Origin of the sequence: Aeromonas sp. HMWF015, from assembly GCF_963878965.1 — a bacterium.
In the GTDB taxonomy this organism is placed as follows: domain Bacteria; phylum Pseudomonadota; class Gammaproteobacteria; order Enterobacterales; family Aeromonadaceae; genus Aeromonas; species Aeromonas veronii.
In genome coordinates this window covers 1-2,252 of the sequence record NZ_CAWNZT010000021.1, presented here as the reverse complement: position 1 = coordinate 2,252, position 2,252 = coordinate 1, and the positions used below count along the sequence as shown (strand labels likewise).

At 60.4% G+C, this 2,252-nt stretch carries 2 protein-coding genes and 1 pseudogene; all 3 read right to left on the bottom strand.

Going from position 1 to position 2,252, the window contains the following annotated elements; translation table 11 throughout:
• A partial coding sequence (locus AACS18_RS00875) for an IS4 family transposase (protein WP_108613477.1) occupies positions 1–1,310 on the bottom strand: 1,310 nt, incomplete at its 3' end.
• 103 nt (positions 1,311–1,413) lie between these two features.
• Positions 1,414–1,905, bottom strand: a complete 492-nt coding sequence (gene exeM / locus AACS18_RS00870) for a GspM family type II secretion system protein ExeM (RefSeq protein ID WP_041208225.1) — start codon at positions 1,903–1,905, stop codon at positions 1,414–1,416.
• Positions 1,902–2,252: pseudogene (exeL, locus tag AACS18_RS00865) on the bottom strand (GspL family type II secretion system protein ExeL); the annotation flags it as partial. The gene exeM and the pseudogene exeL, both read right to left, overlap by 4 nt.

Sequence of the window (2,252 nt, the reverse complement as noted above, 5' to 3'; positions counted from 1 at the left end):
TTTTTATTGGCTTTTTGCACCGCATACTTTTGTGGTCTTGCCTTCACACTGCGGGGATAACACCGCTCCCTTCGCTCCGGTAATACAAACTGCCCCGCCTGCTTATCCAGTTCCGCCACCCGCTTCGGGATACTCCCCGGTGACAGGTACGGCATGCAGCTCAGTTCATGGATGAGATAGACCGATGCCATGTGAAAACTCAGCTGGCTCGCCGTGTATCCCTTCAGACTCGCCGACATCTTTACCATCTGGCTGCGCAGCAGGTTGTACGCCAGCAGCACGCCCCACAGCTCTTGCCGTATCCCCGCCGCCTTCTTGCTGCGCAGGGTCAGCCGGTGTTGTTGCAGGCTGTGCTTCATCTCCCGATAGCCCAACTCGATTTCCCAGCGCTGGCTGTAGAGCTCAACGATGTCGGCGCCCGGGAAACGCATCGGGTCGACCATTGAGGTCAGCACTTGGCGCGCCTTGCCATTGATGTGTCGGGTCAGCAATCGCGCTTCCACTGTGTCCGGCAGTTGCGGCCACTTCTTCCTCGCCTGTGGGCTGGTCTTGAGATGCACCAGCACATCCTGACGCCCCAGCTTGCGCACCACCTCGTATTGTGTGCCCTTTTTGAGTGGCAGCAGCCAGTGCAGCTCGCTGCCAGTGGTTTGCCAGGCGTGGAGCAGACCGAGAGAGTAAAACCCCTTGTCGAACAGGGTGAGCGAGTGGTCCGGTGTACGCGCGATGAGTTGCTCGGCCAGAACCATCTCGTTGACGGCGCAGCTCTCCATGACGGCTTGCGTGAGCAGGTGGCTGGTCAGCTCCATCTGACAGAGCATGCGCACCTGCGGATAGGCGGTCTCGCCATGCTGGGTACCGGGCTTGGCAAAGGCGGCGGCATTGTCCGGGGTATCGGGTGTGCGCCACATCACGCCATCAACGGCGAGCAGTTGCAGCCCGGCCCAACCGGGATGATTGGCCTGCTGGTGCCAGCGCGAGGCGGTCTCGTGAAACAGGCGTTCGATGCTCTTGTCCCCCAGTTTTTGGCGAGCTTGCAGGAAGGCGCTGGGGGCGACAAAGGGGCGGTCACCGGGCAACAGGATAGCGAGCTGATTGACCAGCTGGGTCATGGGGACGTGGCGGAAGATAGCCATGCCGATGATGGCCCAGACCAGACGCTCCATGGGCATGCGGCGACGGCGCAGGGTAGCGACGCCCTCTTCATCGAGCAGTGTCGTGATGAGGTCGGGAGGAATGAGGTCTGAGAGTGACTCAAACTGAGCGGCCTTGCTGGCGTGGAGGAAGTCGAGAGCGTGAGCGATACGCATAAAAAATCCGAAACCAATCAACAGGTTTCGGATTTTCACACAACAGAAGGATCGGTCAATGGATCCTTAACTGATCGGCATTAGGCAATCAGGATGCGTTTTTTCATTGGGGACGACTCAACTGCAAACGTCTGACCTTGACCAGACCCGGCGCCAGCTCCTCGCGGGCCAGCTCGATGATTTGAACCTGAATGCCGTGCTGCTCCACCAGGGTGGCGAGCCAGAGCAGCAGATCATCGAACGGAACCGTATCGATCCACACCTGCAGCTCCTGCCCCTGTGGTTGCAGGCGGGCAATCTTGATCTTGTGGTTGAAGGCGGTACGGTTGACGACCCCCTCCAGGGTGCCGCTGGTATCTATCTGGCGACCCTGACCGCCCTGCATGGCCAGCACCTCTTCCCCCTTCTCCTTGAGCCAGGCGAGGGTCTGTTGCTGGTTTTGCACCTGACGTTCGCGCTCGGCGATGCGGTTGTCGAGAGGATGCCAGACGCTCCAGTAGAAGAGGCCGACCAGCAGTAGGATGCTGCCTGCCACCACCAGTCGCTGTTCTCGTGCGGTGATGCCCTGCCACCAGCTCTGCAATTTTTCCATCATGATGATTTACCCTTGAGCACCAGCGCCCCTTCAACCTTGCCATCGGTGCTGCGCACCTCGCCCTGCTGCACCTCGAAGCGCTTGCCCGCCAGCTCGCGGAACCGCTCTATCTCGGCAAAGCCGGGGGCGGTCACCTGCAGCCGCAGCTCGCGGCGGCTGGCATCAAAGCGCATTACCTGCGGCTTGAGACCGGGCACTTCGGCAAAGGTGGGGGCCAGTTCGGTGAGCATCAGCAGCATGCCATTCTGCGGCGCCTGACCCATCAGCCGCAGGTGCTGGGTCATCTGGCTGCGCACGTTTACGATGCGGCTTTCGTTAGGGAAGATGCGGCTGTAGACCTGACGGAT